The 16,904-nt window shown below is 54.8% G+C and carries 15 protein-coding genes; 8 read left to right on the top strand and 7 right to left on the bottom strand.

What is annotated here, in order from left to right; genetic code table 11:
- The first annotated feature begins 291 nt into the window (after positions 1-291).
- From hemC to H2508_RS09180, 4 genes are read left to right on the top strand one after another with little or no spacing between them, the layout of a single operon-like run.
- Positions 292-1,221 carry a hydroxymethylbilane synthase gene (hemC, locus tag H2508_RS09195; protein ID WP_182172218.1) on the top strand — a complete coding sequence of 310 codons (930 nt, stop codon included), beginning with the start codon at positions 292-294 and terminating at the stop codon, positions 1,219-1,221.
- Entirely contained in the window at positions 1,211-1,987 is a 777-nt protein-coding gene (locus tag H2508_RS09190) for a uroporphyrinogen-III synthase (protein WP_182172215.1), read from the top strand. The genes hemC and H2508_RS09190 overlap by 11 nt, the downstream gene beginning before the upstream one ends.
- On the top strand, positions 1,984-3,216 hold the full coding sequence (locus H2508_RS09185) for a uroporphyrinogen-III C-methyltransferase (protein WP_182172212.1): 1,233 nt from the start codon (positions 1,984-1,986) through the stop codon (positions 3,214-3,216). Before H2508_RS09190 ends, H2508_RS09185 begins: the two co-directional genes overlap by 4 nt.
- Positions 3,217-3,219: 3 nt before the next feature.
- Entirely contained in the window at positions 3,220-4,467 is a 1,248-nt protein-coding gene (locus tag H2508_RS09180) for a heme biosynthesis HemY N-terminal domain-containing protein (protein ID WP_182172209.1), read from the top strand.
- 97 nt (positions 4,468-4,564) lie between these two features.
- Here the strand turns inward: H2508_RS09180 and ubiD are convergent, their stop codons facing one another.
- From ubiD to trxA, 3 genes are all read right to left on the bottom strand, one after another.
- Positions 4,565-6,046: a 4-hydroxy-3-polyprenylbenzoate decarboxylase gene (gene ubiD, locus H2508_RS09175; protein ID WP_182172207.1), complete on the bottom strand. Its 1,482-nt coding sequence runs from the start codon at positions 6,044-6,046 to the stop codon at positions 4,565-4,567.
- Between the two features lie 89 nt (positions 6,047-6,135).
- Positions 6,136-7,404 carry a transcription termination factor Rho gene (gene rho, locus H2508_RS09170; RefSeq protein WP_182172204.1) on the bottom strand — a complete coding sequence of 423 codons (1,269 nt, stop codon included), beginning with the start codon at positions 7,402-7,404 and terminating at the stop codon, positions 6,136-6,138.
- A 261-nt stretch (positions 7,405-7,665) separates the two neighbouring features.
- Complete coding sequence (gene trxA / locus H2508_RS09165) at positions 7,666-7,992, bottom strand: thioredoxin TrxA (RefSeq protein WP_182172201.1); 327 nt, start codon at positions 7,990-7,992, stop codon at positions 7,666-7,668.
- 271 nt (positions 7,993-8,263) lie between these two features.
- On the opposite strand from trxA, the gene H2508_RS09160 reads away from it, so the two are divergent.
- A complete protein-coding gene (locus H2508_RS09160; protein ID WP_182172199.1) occupies positions 8,264-8,518 on the top strand; it encodes a GIY-YIG nuclease family protein in 255 nt (84 codons plus the stop codon).
- Between the two features lie 6 nt (positions 8,519-8,524).
- On the opposite strand, the gene H2508_RS09155 is transcribed toward H2508_RS09160, so the two are convergent.
- Positions 8,525-10,429, bottom strand: a complete 1,905-nt coding sequence (locus H2508_RS09155) for an ATP-binding cassette domain-containing protein (RefSeq protein WP_182172197.1) — start codon at positions 10,427-10,429, stop codon at positions 8,525-8,527.
- Between the two features lie 62 nt (positions 10,430-10,491).
- Here H2508_RS09155 and H2508_RS09150 point away from each other — a divergent pair, with 62 nt between their 5' ends.
- Both H2508_RS09150 and H2508_RS09145 read left to right on the top strand, forming a co-directional pair.
- Positions 10,492-10,953: a TIGR02444 family protein gene (locus H2508_RS09150; RefSeq protein ID WP_182172195.1), complete on the top strand. Its 462-nt coding sequence runs from the start codon at positions 10,492-10,494 to the stop codon at positions 10,951-10,953.
- Positions 10,954-11,136: 183 nt separating this feature from the next.
- Positions 11,137-11,889, top strand: coding sequence for an FKBP-type peptidyl-prolyl cis-trans isomerase (locus H2508_RS09145; protein ID WP_182172193.1), 753 nt, complete (start codon positions 11,137-11,139; stop codon positions 11,887-11,889).
- Positions 11,890-12,058: 169 nt separating this feature from the next.
- On the opposite strand, the gene H2508_RS09140 is transcribed toward H2508_RS09145, so the two are convergent.
- From H2508_RS09140 to gshA, 3 genes are all read right to left on the bottom strand, one after another.
- On the bottom strand, positions 12,059-12,565 hold the full coding sequence (locus H2508_RS09140; RefSeq protein WP_182172191.1) for a disulfide bond formation protein B: 507 nt from the start codon (positions 12,563-12,565) through the stop codon (positions 12,059-12,061).
- 83 nt (positions 12,566-12,648) lie between these two features.
- The gene (locus H2508_RS09135) at positions 12,649-13,242 is read right to left on the bottom strand and encodes an acyl carrier protein phosphodiesterase (RefSeq protein ID WP_182172189.1); all 594 of its coding nucleotides are present in this window, start codon (positions 13,240-13,242) and stop codon (positions 12,649-12,651) included.
- A gap of 30 nt (positions 13,243-13,272) precedes the next feature.
- Positions 13,273-14,859 (bottom strand): glutamate--cysteine ligase, encoded by a 1,587-nt coding sequence (gene gshA, locus H2508_RS09130; protein ID WP_328799348.1) that lies wholly within the window; start codon positions 14,857-14,859, stop codon positions 13,273-13,275.
- A 281-nt stretch (positions 14,860-15,140) separates the two neighbouring features.
- On the opposite strand from gshA, the gene H2508_RS09125 reads away from it, so the two are divergent.
- The gene (locus tag H2508_RS09125) at positions 15,141-16,811 is read left to right on the top strand and encodes a BamA/TamA family outer membrane protein (protein WP_328799360.1); all 1,671 of its coding nucleotides are present in this window, start codon (positions 15,141-15,143) and stop codon (positions 16,809-16,811) included.
- Positions 16,812-16,904: the final 93 nt, after the last annotated feature.

Raw genomic sequence — 16,904 nt, 5'->3', positions numbered from 1 at the left:
GCTAACAGCCGCTGAGCGCGCGCCTACAGCCTTTAGAAATACAGCTTGATAGCGTCGACCATGAGGGAGCTGCACAGCTTGAAATGTGGCGCTTTGAGCAACAGTGCTTCTATACACTGTTTGCGATAAGGATGCCTTAGCTGAGCTTTGCCATCAGGCTATTGCGCAGCTGCTCAAGCCGCTACTGCGTGAGCAGCGCTTAGCTAAAGCGCTCAAGGAATCATTGCCGAGTCGATGAAGTGGCCTGTGGCTGATATCATGCCCAGCCAAATTTTATGAAAGTTATTCGCTATGTCCCGTCCTCTAATCATCGCTACCCGTGAAAGCCCCCTGGCCATGTGGCAGGCTGAATTTGTTCGCGACGCCCTCTGTAAAGCCCATCCAGGTTTACAAGTCGAGCTCTTAGGTATGACTTCCCGCGGCGACCAGCTGCTTGATGTGCCGCTGTCCAAAGTTGGCGGTAAGGGGCTGTTCGTCAAAGAACTGGAGACGGCACTGCTTGATGGCAGTGCGGACATTGCTGTGCACTCAATGAAAGACGTGCCGATGGAGTTCCCTGAGGGCCTTAGTCTGGGAGTGATCTGCGAGCGGGAGGACCCCAGTGACGCCTTCGTCAGCAATCACTTTGATAGCTTGGAGGCATTGCCGGCCGGTAGTGTAGTGGGTACCTCCAGTTTGCGGCGGGAGTGTCAGCTGCGGGCACAGCGCCCCGACTTGTCGGTGAAGTTTTTACGAGGCAACGTGCAAACGCGTCTGCGCAAGCTCGATGAGGGGCAGTACGATGCCATTATCTTGGCTACAGCTGGCCTACTGCGTTTAGAGATGGCATCGCGTATCCGCCAGCGGATCCCGGTGGGGGTGTCCTTGCCCGCCGGTGGACAAGGTGCCGTGGGTATTGAGCTGCGCAGTGACGACAGCAGCACGCTAGAGCGGCTACAGGTATTGCATCACCTTGCCACGGCACAAAGGGTAACGGCCGAACGCGCCTTAAACCGTCGTTTAGAGGGTGGTTGCCAGGTGCCGATTGCCTGTTATGCGGAATTTAACCAAGCCGGTGATTTGTGGCTGCGGGGCCTGGTGGGGCAGCCCGATGGCAGTCGTTTGCTGCGCGCCGAAGCGACCGCGCCAGCGAGCGATGCAGAAGCGCTGGGTATCTCTGTAGCAGAAGACTTACTGGCGCAGGGTGCCGGTGAGATTTTGGCGGAAGTCTATGGTCGCTAAGGCAGTATTAATCACTCGCCCAGAAGGGCAGGGAGCAGCTCTGGGCAAGGCTGTTGAAGCGCTTGGTCTGGAGGCTGTGTATCAGCCTGTGATCGAGCTGGAGCCCTATGCAGAACTGCCGGCTGAGCAGCACAGCCTGATTCAGGATTTAGACTATTATCAGCACATTATCTTTGTCAGCAGCAATGCGGTGCGCTTTGCTATGCCTTGGCTGGAGAACCAGTGGCCGCAGTGGCCTGTTGGCATAAACTGGTATGCCGTGGGCAGTGGTACAGCACGCGAACTCAAGCGTTATGGGCTCGAGCCCCTGACCCCCGGCATAGAAATGACCAGTGAAGGCTTGCTGAAACTGGCGCCCTTAAGCGAGCCGCAGGGCGATCGAGTGCTGATTGTTAAGGGCGATGGCGGCCGTGAATTTTTACGTGAAACCTTAGAGCAGCGCGGTGCTCAGGTGGATCGCTTTTTTTGCTATCGGCGCAAAGCGGTGCAGTTGCCGCCGCAAGGCTTGGCAAATTTGCTCGACAGAGCCCAAGTTGGCGTGGTCCTGATTAGCAGTGGTGAGGGTTTGGGCAACTTTTTGGCGTTGCTTAGCCCGGCAGAAACCACTAAGTTATGGGCTGTAACCTTAGTGCTGCCGTCGCAGCGTGTTGCAGCAGTGGCACAGGAAGCCGGTTTTAAGCACTTAATAGTGGCTGATAATGCCTCTGATGAGGCCATGCTCCGCGCTCTGAAGCAATGGCAGAACACCCAGGAGACTTTTGAGTGAGCGACCAAGAGAACAGTACTACCCCGCCCGAAAAGCCATCTGGAGAAGGCGCAGCCGAAACCCAGGACGGCAGCACCGCAAAGTTGAGTGCGAAAGCGACTGAAGCGGATAACAACAATTTTGAGCAGCAACTCTCCAGCCCTTCTCAGCGCAGAGGTTTTCCGCTGCTGGCAACACTGGCTTTGCTGCTGGTCATTGCGCTGGCAGCAGCGCTGTGGTGGGTGCTCAAGGAGGCCCAGCACCGAGAGACTGCTCTGCTAAACCGTATGGAGTTGCTGGAGGCCGTCACTGAGCGTGAAGTGCTGGATGCGACTGAGCAGCAGGCAGCTTTGCGCTCGATGGGCGCGAACTTAGAAAAAAATATTCAGGCTGACTTAGAGCGGGGGCTGTCATCTTTAGCGCCGCGCATTGAGCAGCAGTCCACTCGACTGCAGGGCTTAGCCACCAGCTTGCAAACGCTCGAGCAAAAGGTAGCAGGCCACGGTGAAGAGCTGTCACGCTTTAGCACTAGCGACCGCGAAGGCTGGCAGGTGGCAGAGGTTGAGTACCTGCTGCGCCTCGCCAATCAGCGCTTGATTATGACTGGCGATGCGGTATCCGCCCAAGCCTTGATGCGCAGTGCCGATACTATTTTGCGCCAATTAGAAGATACCACTTTCTATCCAGTGCGCCGGGCCATTGCCTCTGACCTGAGCGCCCTGCGCGGCGTGCCTCGCATTGATACTGAAGGTTTGTATCTGCGTCTCTCGGCCTTAAGTGAAGCGGCCCTGGAACTGTCAATTTTTGAATTGCCAGAAGCAGAGCAGCGGCTGCAGCCGGCAGCGGCGGAGAACTGGCGTGATCGTTTGCATCAAGGCTATGAGGCGGCGCTAGAAAAAATTTCTGACTACGTGATTATTCGTCGGCGCGAGACTCCTATGGAGGTGTTGATGGATCCACAGTGGGAAGGCCTAGTGCGGCAGAACTTGCGAATGCTACTTGAGCAGGCTCAGGTGGCCTTATTGTCGAGTAACTCGCGCCTGTACCGCGAAAGCTTAGAGCGCTCGCGGCACTGGGTGTCGCAGTTCTCCGAGTCCGACGCTCAAGCTGCCAAAGCGATGGATGAGGAGCTGCTAAGCTTAGCTGCAGAGACCATAGAGGTATCGCTGCCGGATATCTCCCGTTCATTAAATGCCCTGTCGCAGGCCGTGGATGTCCGCGCGCAGCGAGCTCAAGAGAAAGGCGAATAAGCCATGCGTAAAGTCTTTGGCTTGATTTTGATCGCCCTCTTATTGGGGGTGGCAGTGGTCACGTTAATTGAAACCGACCCTGGATACATCTTATTAGCCTATGGCCACTACACACTGGAGACCAGTTTGTGGGTGGGCTTGCTGCTGTTGCTGATAGTTACACTCTTGCTCTATGGCGTCATACGTTTATTGCGCAAACTGTTTGCCGGTCAGGTGACAGTGCTCAATTGGTTCAGCAATCGCAAGAGCCAAAAGTCGGCGCAGTTGACCAATCGAGGCTTAATTAACTTTATTGAGGGTAATTGGGAGAGATCTCGACGCCAGTTGCTGCGCGGTTCGCGGCACAGTGACACGCCTTTGCTTAACTACTTGGTTGCTGCTCGAGCGAGTTATCAACTCGGCGACCAAGATGCCGTGCGTAAATACCTGAGTGAAGCGGAGCGTACTGATGCGCAAGCAGGGGTTGCAGTAGAGTTGACCCAAGCTGAAATGAGGCTGCAAGCCGGGCAATATGAACAGGCTGTTATTACCCTAGAGCGAGCCAAGCGCAACGCCAACCGCCACCCACATGTGCTGCGTTTGTTGCAGCAAGCATATCTTGGTCTAGAAGACTGGGATAATTTGGTTGCTTTATTGCCAGAGCTACAGCGCCATGGGGTGTTGCCAGCTGAAGAGCTGCAGTCTTTAAGTCGCAAGGTCTATATGCGTCAGTTACAGCACAGTGTAGAGCGCGAAGATAACGCTGCCAAAGCTTTAAACGAATGCTGGCAGACGCTGCCTTCAACCTGGAAGCGCGATCCAGACTTACTGCGTGCCTATGTGGCACTGCTGATCACCCGGGACGATCATCAAACGGCAGAAAAAGTTTGCATAAGCACTTTGAAACGGCAGTGGGACAGTGAGTTGGTGCGCTTGTTTGCCTTTGTGCACAGCGATAGCCAGAGTAAGCAGTTAGCTCAAGCTGAAACTTGGCTCGGGGATCACCCCCAAGATGCGCAGCTTTTGCTTTGCTTGGGCCGCCTGTCGGCTCGCAATCAGCTCTGGGGCAAGGCGCGAGACTACTTCGAAAGCTGCTATCAGTTGCAGCAGACGCCGGAGGTGTGTGCTGAATTGGGGCGTCTGTTGGGGGCGCTGGGTGAGCCTAAAGTTAGCGCGCGCTACTATGAAGAGGGCTTGCTGCGCGATGTGAAGCTGCCGGAGCTGCCAATGCCGCAGCCCAGTACTTATAGTCATCAGTTGGAATTGAGCTGAGGCAATCTCAGCTCGCGGCTACTTTGGCTGCTGTTTTAGCAGCCAAAGTGTCTCAGCCACTCAGTGCTTAGTGCCTGTTGAGTCTTTGAGTTTAGGCTTAACTCAGCCCTAGCTCTTCCCACATTTGGTCTACTCGCTCTTTCACTGCGGCATCCATCACAATGGGCTCGCCCCACTCGCGAGTAGTTTCTCCGGGCCACTTGTTAGTAGCATCCATGCCAAGCTTTGAGCCGAGGCCGGAAACCGGGGAGGCGAAGTCGAGATAGTCGATCGGCGAGTCGTCGATAAAGGTACAGTCACGGCGCGGGTCCATGCGAGTAGTGATGGCCCAGATCACATCATTCCAGTCTCGGGCATTGACATCGTCGTCAGTCACAACCACAAATTTGGTGTACATAAACTGGCGCAGGAATGACCAGACTCCCAGCATGACTCGCTTTGCGTGCCCTGGGTATTCCTTGCGCATAGTGACAATTGCCATGCGATAAGAGCAGCCTTCGGCGGGTAGGTAAAAGTCGCTAATCTCTGGAAATTGCTTGCGCAGAATAGGCACGAAGACTTCGTTTAGTGCCAGCCCCAATATCGCGGGCTCATCGGGTGGCCGACCAGTATAGGTGCTGTGATAGATCGGATCTTCCCGGTGGGTGATCGCCTCGACGGTGAACACTGGGAAGCGGTCTACTTCATTGTAGTAGCCAGTATGATCCCCAAAGGGCCCCTCATCAGCCATTTCGCCCGGCTCGAGATAGCCTTCAAGAATATATTCGGCAGTGGCTGGTACCTGTAGTCCGTGCTCGCGGCACAGGGGGGTATAACACTCCGCTAACTCTGTCTTACTGCCGCGTAGCAAGCCGGCAAAGGCGTACTCAGACAGGCTATCGGGCACTGGTGTCACAGCTCCCAAAGTCGTAGCCGGGTCTGCACCGAGAGCCACGGCGACAGGGTAGCGTTTACCGGGGTTTTTGAGTTGCCAGTCGCGAAAATCCAGTGCACCACCGCGATGGGACAGCCAGCGCATAATGAGCTTGTTGCGGCCCAGTAACTGCATGCGATAGATGCCGAGGTTTTGTCGCTCTTTATTTGGCCCGCGGGTAATCACTAGGGGCCAGGTGATCAGCGGCGCGGCATCACCGGGCCAGCAGGTTTGAATAGGCAGTTGGTGGAGGTCGACATCGGCGCCTTCTTTGACGTGATATTGGCAAGGAGGGTTGCGCAGCACCTTGGTGCCCATGTTCATAACTTGCTTGAGCAGCGGGGCTTTGTCCCAGGCATCTTTCATGCCCTTGGGCGGATCGGGTTGGCGCAGATAGGCGAGAACTTCACCAATTTCGCGCAATGACTCGCTGCTTTCGGCGCCCATGCCCAAGGCTACACGCCGCTCAGTGCCAAAGAGATTGGCTAGCACTGGAGTGCTGTAGCCCTTGGGGTTTTCAAACAGCAGCGCAGGGCCACCAGCACGTAAAGTGCGGTCGGCAATTTCGGTCATTTCAAGGTGGGGGTCCACCTCTGCCTGGATGCGCTTAAGTTCGCCACGCTCTTCCAGCATAGCGATGAAACTGCGTAAATCAGAGTATTTCAATGGGAGCCAGCCTGTAGCTTAAGGGTGATTGCGACAGTAACTGTTGTGGCAAGCGGGTGCAACGCCACAAGACGCTGCACAAAGGTTCTTTACTTGCGCTTCATCGACATGAAGAACTCATCGTTGGTCTTCGTGTCTTTCAGTTTATCCAAGAGGAACTCAATAGCGGGAGAGTCTTCCATGCCGTGCAGTAGCTTGCGCAAAATCCACATTCTTGCCAGCTCTTCTTCGCCGGTGAGAAGCTCTTCGCGACGGGTACCGGAGCGGCGGATATTGATAGCGGGGTAGACTCGCTTCTCGGCAATCTTGCGGTCCAGGTGCAATTCCATGTTACCGGTGCCCTTGAACTCTTCGTAGATCACCTCGTCCATTTTGGAGCCGGTATCAATTAGAGCGGTGGCAATGATGGACAGGCTGCCGCCTTCTTCAATATTACGGGCGGCGCCAAAGAAGCGCTTGGGGCGCTCCAGTGCGTGGGCGTCTACACCACCGGTTAGTACCTTGCCGGAGCTCGGAACCACTGTGTTAAAGGCGCGGGCTAGGCGAGTGATGGAGTCGAGTAGAATAATCACGTCGCGCTTGTGCTCTACAAGTCGCTTAGCTTTCTCGATCACCATGTCAGCCACTTGGACGTGGCGCGAGGGCGGCTCATCAAAGGTTGAGGCGACAACTTCGGCGCCGCGAGCACCCACTGAGCGCTGCATTTCTGTCACTTCTTCAGGGCGCTCGTCGATCAGCAATACGATGATATAGCACTCGGGATTGTTACTGATAATGGCTTGCGCGATGTTCTGCATCATGATGGTTTTACCGGCCTTGGGCGGTGCTACCAGGAGGCCGCGCTGGCCCTTGCCGATTGGCGCGACAAGGTCGATGACGCGGCCCGTCAAATCCTCAGAGCTACCGTTGCCTTTCTCTAGCGTCAGGCGCTCGTCAGGGAACAGTGGGGTGAGGTTTTCGAAGAGGATTTTGTTTTTTGAGTTTTCCGGCTTGTTGAAGTTAACTTCGCCAACTTTGAGCAGGGCGAAATAACGCTCACTGTCTTTGGGCGGGCGAATTTTGCCGGAAATACTATCGCCTGTGCGCAGGTTAAAGCGTCTAATTTGACTGGGTGAAACGTAAATGTCGTCCGGGCCCGCTAAGTAAGAGCTGTCAGCGGAGCGCAGAAAGCCGAAACCATCCTGCAAAATCTCCAGCACCCCATCGCCATAAATGTCCTCGCCGCTTTTGGCGTGACGTTTGAGAATCGCGAAAATAATATCTTGTTTGCGCGACCGGGCCATGTTGTCTAGGCCGATCTCTTTGGCAATATCGATGAGTTCTTGAGTAGATTTGGTCTTAAGGTCAGTAAGATTCATAGAGTGTAGGAGTGATTTTCAGAAAAGGGAGTCAGTAAGCCGCTGCGCACCGATACAACGGTAGGCCCAGCCCGTGTGGACAGATATCTAAGCGGTATTTAATAGAACAGCGGGTTTATTATTGCGGCACGGAAATGTGCAGCGGAATCGAATGTAGCACGGCCCACGGTACTCGTCTATAAGTTTTTGGTAGGAAAGAACTGAGGTAATACAGTGGGGGCAGGCAGACCGGCCCCCACTTTGTTACCACTGGCAGCTTTCTTAGAGGGCTTCTTGTACGAATTCGGTCAGCTGTGACTTGGACAGTGCGCCCACTTTTGTCGCTTCAGCATTGCCGCCCTTGAATACGATCAGGGTTGGGATACCGCGGATGCCAAACTTGGGTGGCACGTCGGGGTTAGCATCAACGTCTACTTTGCAGACTTTCAGCTTGCCCTGATACTCAGTGGCGAGTTCATCCAGAACCGGTGCAATCATTTTGCATGGGCCACACCACTCTGCCCAGAAATCTACCAGTACGGGTAGATCAGATTGTAATACTTCTTCGTCAAACGTTGCGTCGGTGACGTTTACGATATGCTCGCTCATAGTGCTCTCCAATCGTTGGGTGGAGCCTACAGGCCCCAACAGTTAAGGGCTGCTATCATACCACCGGAGCAAGGGGGAACAACCTGCCCGTGTGTTTTTCGTGATGCGAAGCGCGCGCAGAGCCCGATTAATTGTATTAAAAACTCAGTAGCATCGAAGTTTAGGAGTCTAGTCTGCAGCACAAAGCCACAGAGATCTTAAGCCTAGCAGCGGCAATTGATCGCCCCTGCTTTGCTGCGTCGCGAGTTAAGTTTATGGGGCGTAGGCCGGCATGAGTGGGCAGTGGTGGGTTTACGTGCTGGAGTGTGCCGATGGCAGTCTTTATACCGGCGTGGCGCGAGACATAGAGCGACGCTTAGCGCAGCACAATGGCCTGATTGCTGGTGGGCCAAAATATACTCGTGGCCGACGCCCGGTTGTGTTGCGCTGGCAGGAGGCGGCGCCGGATCGCAGCAGTGCTCAGCAGCGTGAAGCGCAGATCAAAAGCTTCAGCAGGCAGCAGAAACTAAGTTTGCTTGGCGCCTGAGTGAAATCAAGCACCAGCAAGAGCTTCTAGGGCTTCCTGCTGTTCCAGCCACTCTGTTTCAAGCTCTTCTACTTGTCTGCTCAGCTCGCCCTCTCGCTGCGTCAGGCTGGCTACCTTGGCTTTGTTGTCAGCACTGTATAGCTCGGGGTCGGCCAGTTGCTCGCGCAGCTCTTCCAGTTCGCTATGGAGTTTGGCCATGCTCTGCTCAATAGCCTTGATGCGTTGAGTGATGGGCTTAAGTTGTGCTCTAGCAGCGGCGGCTTGCTGCCGTTTTTCTTTCTTGCTGGCGGCACTCTCCTTGGCTTTTGCTGTTTGAGTGGCTTTGTCGGCCTCGTCTATGTTGTAGCTCGATAGAACCCAACGCTCATAAGCGCGCAAATCGTCGTCGTATTCATCAACTTTGCCGTCGTGCACCAGCAGTAGCTCGTCGCAGGTGTTGCGCAGCATGTGTCGATCGTGGCTGACCAAGATCAAAGCGCCTTCATAGGCCTGTAGTGCAACTTCCATAGCGTTGCGCATATCGAGGTCTAAGTGGTTGGTTGGCTCGTCTAGCACCAGTAAGTTGGGGCGTTGCCACACTACTAAGGCGAGGGCTAGACGCGCTTTTTCACCGCCAGAGAAGGGCTTGATTGAGCCCGTAGCCTGGTCGCCGCGAAAGTTAAAGCCGCCCAGAAAGTTGAGAATATCCTGCTGCCGTGCCTCGGGTTTTAGGCGCTGTAAATGCAGTGCGGCACTGGCTTCGAGGTCCAGTGCCTCTAGGGTCTGCTGGTCAAAATACCCTATGTAGCAATGTTCGCCGCGCTGGTACTCGCCGCCGAGCAGGGGCAGCTCGCCAACCAAACTCTTCAGCAGGGTGGATTTACCGGCCCCGTTTTTACCGAGTAAGCCGTAGCGACTGCCGGGCCGTAATTGCAAGTCGACCTCGCTCAATATCTTGTTGCTGCCATAGCCAAGATCTGCCTTATCGAGGCGCAGCAGCGGATCGGAGCTCTTATCTGGGGCCGGAAAAGAGAAGCTGAACAGGGAGTCGACATGCGCCGGGGCCACCTTCTGCATGCGCTCCAATTCTTTGATACGGCTCTGGGCTTGTTTGGCCTTAGTGGCTTTGTAACGAAAGCGGCGCACAAAATCTTCAATGTGGGCAATGCGTTCTTGCTGCTTTTCGTAAGTAGCCTGCTGATTGGACAGGCGCTCTGCACGCTGCTGCTCGAAGTCGGAATAGTTGCCTTTGTAGGCATTTAGTCCGCTGTGCTCAATATGCAAAATGCGCTCACAAGTGGCGTCGATAAAATCCCGGTCATGGGAGATCATCAGCAGTGTGCCGGGGTAGTGCTGTAGCCACTCTTGTAACCACAGGGTGGCATCTAGGTCGAGGTGGTTAGTGGGCTCGTCGAGTAATAACAGATCAGACGGCGCCATCAGTGCTCGGGCGAGGTTTAGGCGGATTCGCCAGCCGCCAGAAAAGTCACTCACCGGGCGCTGGTAAGCACCTTCGGCAAAGCCTAGGCCCTGCAATAGGCGGATGACACGGCGCTCGGCGCTGTAGCCATCGAGATCGTCTAGGGCTGTATGCACTGCCGCGGCGGCGGCGTAGTCTTCAGCGGCTTCTAGGGCCTTGAGCTCAGCGCGTAGGCGCGCGACCTCATGGTCGCCGCGCAACACGTACTCGCCAGCACTCAGCCCGCTAGCGGAGACCTCCTGTGCCATATGAGCCAGGCGCAGATTGTTCATTCCTTGAATGTCGCCAGCATCGGCTCCCAGTTCACCCAGCAGAAAGCTGAATAGACTGGATTTGCCACTGCCGTTAGCTCCGATCAGCGCCAGGCGTTGACCGGGCTGTATCGTCACCGAGGCCTTTTCGATCAGCACGCGGGTACCGCGTCGCAATGTAATATCACGTAGAATAATCATATGGTCGCGAATTCTACGCCTTGCATCACGGGCGAGCTAGCAGGAAGCCCCCGACAATTACTATGAAAAATCCTTTTTGGAACTATTCACTCGCTCTTTACTCCAAACCCGCGGTGGCCGAGCTGTGCCTACTGGCTCAGGATCGCTACGGGGTGGAGGTCAACTTTCTGCTTTATGCCGCCTGGTTAAGCAGCCGTGGACAGAGCTTAAAGGCCTCTCAGCTCAAGCGCTTGCTCAGCGCTACCGAGCAGTGGCGGCAGGAGGTTATCGGCCCCTTGCGCAGCCTGCGCAGGCAGTGGCGGACCTTGCCAGAAGCCGCTCAACTGCACACTCAGCTGCAGGGCCTAGAGCTGGAGGCCGAGCGCTACCTGCAGGATTTGTTATGGCTCGACTATCAAGCTGCCCCGCCGGCCTTGGGTGCTGATTTGCGCGCTAATTTGCAGCAGGTTTTAGCTTGTCACATGGCCCAGGGAGCGGACTTGGAGCAGCTTCTGGAACAGTTGCTAGGCGTATTGGCGTCCTAATATATGGGGGCTGGCCGAAGCGGTGCTGCTGGTAGTATGATTTGTCTCTGCTGTATTGATCCTGCCTGTGTTTTCCTTTAGATGAGGAGCTCGGCACTGTGTTAGCCGAGCGTGGCTCGGGCTTGTCCCGGGTGGGGCAGCAGGCTACGAAAAGATTCATTCACTGATAAATGGAATAACTTTATGAAGAAATACGCATTGCCGCTGGCTCTGGTCACCGCTGTGACTCTGACGGCCTGTAATGAGGAAGCATCTACTCAGGAAGTCGCAGAGGCCTCTACAAGTGTTGCTCTGGAAAACTCGGGGCAGCGTTTGAGCTATGGCATCGCCTACGGCTTGGGTCAGCGTATGGTCGCCGATGGTGTGCCAATGGACGTCAATGCCTTTGCTGCTGGCTTGCGCGATGCGGTAGATGGCGCTGAACCGCGCCTGACGCAGGAAGAAATCCAAGCTGAAATGATGGCCTATCAGGAAAAGGCTCAGGCTGAAGCTCAGGCGGCACAGGCTGCTGCTGCAGAGGCTAATCAGGCCGCTTCCGAGGCTTTCCTCAGTGAAAACGCTGCCCGCGAAGGCGTCGTGGTGACTGACTCAGGTCTGCAGTATGAGATCCTTGAACAAGGTGAAGGTGTTAAGCCACAAGCTGACGATGTTGTTGAAGTGAACTATCGCGGTACGCTAGTCGATGGCACAGAGTTCGACTCGTCCTATAAGCGTGGTGAGAGTGTGAAGTTTGGTGTGGGTCAGGTGATTCCAGGCTGGACTGAAGCACTGCAGCTGATGCCTGCCGGTTCTAAGTGGAAATTATTCATCCCTTCAGACTTGGCCTACGGTGCTGGCGGTGCCGGTGGTGCAATCGGCCCCAACGCAGCGCTAGTGTTTGAAGTTGAACTGATCTCTGTGCTTGAGAAGGACGCTGAAGAAGGCTCAGAAGGCTAATCACTTAGCAGCAGTTAAAGAGTACCGGCGCCGCGATTAGGCGCCGGACTTGTTTATGGCTTAGCAAAAACCGTTTTGCTGGCTAATTTAGACAGTCTTTGTGGGGTGTTTAAGTGCGGCTCTGTCTATGAGCAAAGCGATTAGCTCCAGCCTCACAGCGCGCCCGCGATTAGCCTCGGGGCGAGCTACGCAGTAACTGCCATAGGCTCAGGGCTAGAATCACGATAAATAAGCCCAGAGTTTGCTCGGGAATACTTAGCCCCATAAAGGTCCAGACCGTCTCGGCGCAATTGCCGTCTCCCATTAATACCAAGCTGATAGTTTCTGAGAAGGGCAGTGTTTCTAGCATGTAGGACAGGCTGGGACCGCAGGCTGGTACTTGATCTTCTGGCAGGTGTTGTAGCCAGACGTGGCGCCCGGCGATGGCGCTGCCAAAGCCTGCGGCAATCACGCAGCCCAAGGCATACACACGGCGGCCCCAGTGGATAGGGTTGTGAATGGCAGCCAGTAGAGCGATGAGGCCTCCAGCCACTACCGCAACCCGCTGGGTCATACACAGAGGGCAAGGTGGCAAGCCCAGGTGCAGTTGCAGGTAGTAGTAGGCGAACAGCATGGCCAGCAGGGCTAGCAGCGCTAGACCGAAGAAAACCAAGCGGGGTGATGGGAGCTGCGACATGGGATGGAATCCTCGAATGTATGGCTAATCAGTTAGGCTGCGTAACTTAGGTGCTTTTAGCCTGTGAAGCAATCTTCAGCGCATCATACTTGATTGAGTTGCTGACGTTGCTCAGCGCTAAAGGCCGCCAATTCAGGGTAGAAGTCCAAGAAGGTAAGTTCTAGTGTGTGGCGTAGAGCTTCTAAGTCCTCTGCAATGCCTTCCAGCGGGTTCCCTCGGCGCAGGCGCGTGCCAATTTGGGCGGCACTACCGGTCACGGCGTCCCAGCGGTGATAGCAGTTCAAAATGTCGTAATCTAAGAGCCGAGTCAGCATGCGGCTGGCGCCGGGGCTTAGTTCTGCCTCACGCGCTTGCAGTAGCTGGTAGGTTGAGCGATTAAAACTGCTCAGCGTGAGCTCGCTATAGCGCTGCCAATGGTGTGTTAAAAAATAATCAAAACTGAGGTCGATCAGAATCCCAGCATAGCGCCGCAGATGACTGGGAAACTGCCTGCGCAACTCGCAGATCAGAGGGTGGTGGTCAGTATATGCATCAATACGCCGGTGCAGGCGAATACCCGCTTCTAGGTCGCTACTGAGCTCGCCCCGCAACAGGCCTTTGCGGTACTCGCCATCCAGGGCGCCCGCCACCAGTCCCGGATCGGGCCAGGCGAGTTGGAAGTGGGCGAGGAAGTTCATCGTAGCAGTGACCTGTGGGCAGCGAAGATCCTAGAGCGCCTCATATTGGGCGTAAAACTGCTGCAAGTATTCATCGAAGCTGATGCTGTCGCCACTTTCGGTAGCCGCGTGCGCTTGCAGAGACTTGGCTTTCTGCTGCTCAAAGCGAGCCAGAGCTGCCGCATCTAAGGGCTGGCTGCGGAAGTGCTCGGCCCAGTGCTCACTATAAGCCATTGCGAGTCGGAAAAAAGGGAGTTCGCGCTCGCGCATTTCCCGCAGCACTCGCGCCGAGGGGGTCAGTTCGGCGTCCTCGATTTTACCGCGCTCTGCGGCCACTGATTCGCTGTATAGTTCGCAGCCGTGAGCCTGGTCGAGTAGTTTAGCTACTTCGCTAATACCCTCGAACAGCTCATTTCCCCAGTCGCGCAGGCTTTTTTCGCCGCTAGGAGTCTGCAAACGCAGCCCAGGTTCCCGGCCTCGGTTGACGACCGTTTTGAGGTTGCTATCGAGGCGTTGCTGTTCAGCATTATCGCAGCGCGGACTATCTTGTATGAGGCAGAACAGCAAGAAGGTGTCGAGAAAGCGTGCTTGCGCGGCATCAATGCCCACTGCGGTGAAGGGCGATACGTCGATACAGCGCACTTCAATATATTCAATGCCGCCGCGGCGCAGGGCGCGCAGCGGAGGCTCACCAGAGCGGGCTACTCGCTTGGGCCGGATCGTGCTGTAGAACTCATTTTCAATCTGCAGCAAGCTGTCGTTTAACTGCTGGTACTGACCATTTTGGCCACTGGCAAATTGCGCGTAGTCCGGATGCGGCTGCATGATGGCAGAGCGCAGCGTATCAATATAGTTATCCAAAGAGTTGTAGCACACACTCAAGCCGCGCTGTGCGGCGCTGTTGTAACCTAAGTCGCCCATGCGCAGTGAGGTCGCATGAGGCAGATAGAGGGTTTTGCTTTGCTCATCAAAGGCCTGTAAACCATGCTCATCACGCCCTTTTAAGAAACTAGAGCAGAGGGCTGGCGAAGCGCCGAACAAATAGATTAGCAACCAAGAGTAGCGGTGGAAATTGCGGATCAGCCCTAGGTAACGTTCTGTAATCCAGTCTTTTAAGCTGCCAGGCGCAGCGGCTGAACGCCATTCCTGCTCCCAATACTGTTCTGGCATTGAAAAGTTGTAATGGATACCGGCAATCGTCTGCATTGGCCGGCCATAGCGATGGCCGAGTCCGTAGCGATAGACAGTTTTCATGCGCGCTACGTTTGAGCTGCCGTACTTAGCCACTGGAATGCTGTCATCGCCGGAGACAATGCAGGGCATGGAAGTGCTCCACAGTATCTCATCATCTAGCTGCTGGTAGACGTAGCGGTGAATATCTTCCAGTGTTTTCAGTGTGTTTTCTACACTGCTATCAACAGGAGTAATGAATTCAAGCAGTGCTTCTGAATAGTCGGTGGTAATCGATGGGTGGGTAAGGGGCGCGCCCAAGGCTGCCGGATGCGGTGTCAGCGCCAGTTTACCTGCGGGGTTAATGCGCAGGCTCTCTTTCTCAATGCCGCGATTGATACGGCGCAGCAAATCTTGCATTGCCGGGCTAGAGAGGGATGTTAAATGTTGTTGTAGCTGAGGTGACACGGAACACTCCTTATGTTGAGAGGTGCGCCGAAACGGCAATGCACCCCAGTATGACCGGACGCAGCCAAACCGGGAGCAAGTTTATCGCCCCCATTACGCTGAGTACAGCGACGACTTTTTAGCTGGCAAAGTGCCCAGTAATTATCACCAATGGGATATTGTGCGCATGGCGCAGTAGGGCTATCGTTAGAAGCATGCTGAACTACTCTAAAGTAAGTGCGTCAAGCACCAGTTCCCCTCAGGCTTCAACCCCCTCGCGAAGCATGTTTTGCTTGGCTGTTGTGCTGACTTTGTTTTACCTCGCTAGCCCTTTGAGCGTTAATGCTGAAGAGGCCTGTGTCGAGGTGCCAGAGCAAGCTGCTTCAGAGAGTTTTCGTTTTCAGCCCTCGCCTGAGCACGATGCGCTGGAGAAGCGTTTGCCGCAAGGCCTGATCGTGCGCAGTATTCGCTACCAGCGCTTTTCAGTGTTTGACCGTGACGACCCGCTTGAAAATAACTGGATCTACAATTGGGCCAATGACTTTCATTCGGTTACCCGTGAGTGGGTGCTGAATGATCATTTGCTACTAGAGGAAGGCTCTGTATTTGAACAGCATCGCGCAGAGGAGTCTGAGCGAATTCTGCGCAATCTGAAGTTTATCTACGATGCGACAGTGCGGCCATGGCGCTGGTGCGGTAACGAGGTGGATATTGAGGTCATAACGCGTGACATCTGGACTTTTACGCCGTCGATCTCCTTTGGGCGCAGTGGTGGCGAAAACTCCTCAGCGCTAGGCTTTAGAGACAGTAACTTCCTCGGCACTGGTAAGCAGGTCTTGCTTGAGTATGACAAGGATGGCGACCGATCCGGTTACACCCTGGGTTATAGCGACCCTTCGATACTTGGTTCTCGCTGGGAGGGCCGCCTGCGTTTCACCGATAATGATGATGGTTATGATCACAGTTTGCGCCTTGAGCGGCCGTTTTTTTCGGTCTACGAAAAGTGGGCAGCTGGTGGGCAGGTTGAACAGCAAAAGCAGGAGGAAAAACTTTGGTTTCGCGGTGATAAAGTTGCTGAATTTCAACATGAGCGCGAAGACTATCGCATCTACGGCGGCATTGCCGCCCACACTGAAGTTGATAAGCGCGTTGATCGCTGGCTATTTGGTTACCAATATCAAAACCATGAGTTTAGCTACAGTGACTCTCGAAGGCCGCCCGATGCTTTACCCGAAGACCGAGTTTATAGTTATCCTTTCATAGGCTATCAGTCGGTTGAGGACGAGTTTATTGAGCTGCATAACTTTCAGTACCTAGGGCGCACCGAGGACGTTTTTGTCGGTGAGCGCTACCGCTGGAGTTTGGGTTGGTCGGGCGAGAGCTTTGGCGCGACACGGGACCAGCTAGTCATTGATGCTCGCTATCTCAATACGCTGACAGCGACCTCCAAGTACCTGTGGGTTTTTGAAACGCAATTGTCGGGCTTTTGGACGCTCGATGATGAGTCATTTGAGAATCTATGGTGGCAGCTAGAGACCCGCTATCACTTTAAGCAGAGCCGTAATTGGTTACTTTATAGTGGCCTGCGTGTGGACTACAGCGATGGCCTGACGGCAGAAAAGCAGGTGACTTTAGGCGGAGAAAATGGTCTGCGCGGCTACGATCGCAACTACCAGGTCGGCGACCGGTCGGTGGTGTGGACGCTGGAGCAGCGCTATTACTCTGATTGGCATCCTTTCCGCCTATTCCGAGTTGGTCTGGCGGCATTTATCGATGTCGGGCGCGCCTGGTATCAGAGCGAGGATAATGGCTCCAATGGTGATGTACTGGCAGATGCAGGTATTGGCCTGCGCTTGAACTCTAGTCGAGCAGAAAAAAGTGCTGTGATACACATTGATTTAGCATTTCCTTTTATGAGGGACGACGATGTTGATGATGTGCAGCTGCTGCTCACAGTAAAAGACCGCTTCTAAGCAAGGCAAAGCACTATTTGCTGCAGTTCACAATGCGCTGTGGTAGCGTTTCTTGCTGCGATCGCCAAACTGGGACAGCAGAACTAGCAGCCT

The sequence above is a fragment of the Sediminihaliea albiluteola genome (assembly GCF_014077625.1).
Classification (GTDB): domain Bacteria; phylum Pseudomonadota; class Gammaproteobacteria; order Pseudomonadales; family Halieaceae; genus Sediminihaliea; species Sediminihaliea albiluteola.
Note: the sequence above shows the minus strand (reverse complement) of the source record. Positions and strands in the feature narration are given on the sequence as shown.